The 590-nt window shown below is 38.6% G+C and carries 2 protein-coding genes; both read right to left on the bottom strand.

Features of this window, described 5'->3' with window-relative positions:
- Positions 1-232: aldehyde dehydrogenase family protein (locus tag AC1DTM_RS30795; RefSeq protein ID WP_477001744.1), on the bottom strand; the 232-nt coding region annotated here is incomplete at its 3' end.
- Between the two features lie 18 nt (positions 233-250).
- Positions 251-590, bottom strand: a 340-nt coding sequence (locus AC1DTM_RS30790; RefSeq protein ID WP_477001743.1) for a dihydrodipicolinate synthase family protein, incomplete at its 5' end; no start/stop codon positions are given.

Genomic DNA, 590 nt, shown 5'->3' with positions numbered 1-590 from the left:
TCTCTGCCCACGGGCCTGATTCAAAAGCAAATCTCGCCGCTTTTACTGCGATATCAATATCTTCTTCTTGTGCTTCACATACGACGGCTAGCACATCTTCTGTCGCTGGATTGTATGTTTCAAATGTCTTTCCACTAATAGAAGGAACAAATTCGCCATTAATAAACATTTTAATTTCTTCATTTAAAAACGCTTTCACTTTTGGTTTCAACTCAATGTTTGTCGTTAACATATATGCTCTCCTCCTTGTTTAAACAGCTGCATGAGCTGCAATTTTTGATAAAATCGTTTGAAGCTTTTGATCTTCCTCTTCAGTTAATCCTAATCTCGGATAACGAGAAGGTCCGCCAACTTGTCCGTGTAGTTCCATTGAACGTTTAACGATTTGTACATATTTCCCTGATCCTTCAAGAAACTCGCAAAGTGGTAAAATAGCATCGTTCATTTCCCACGCTTTTTCTAATTCACCATTTTGAAAATGCTCATACATTTTCGTAACGAGACCTGGAACGATATTTCCTGCTACCGAAACCCATCCTGTCGCACCAACTAAATAAGATTCCATAACTAAATCTTCAGACCCACAGAAG

Source organism: Bacillus sp. P4_D3, from assembly GCF_056401855.1.
The sequence above is the reverse complement of the archived record's forward strand: the minus strand, read 5'-3'. Positions and strand labels throughout refer to the sequence as shown.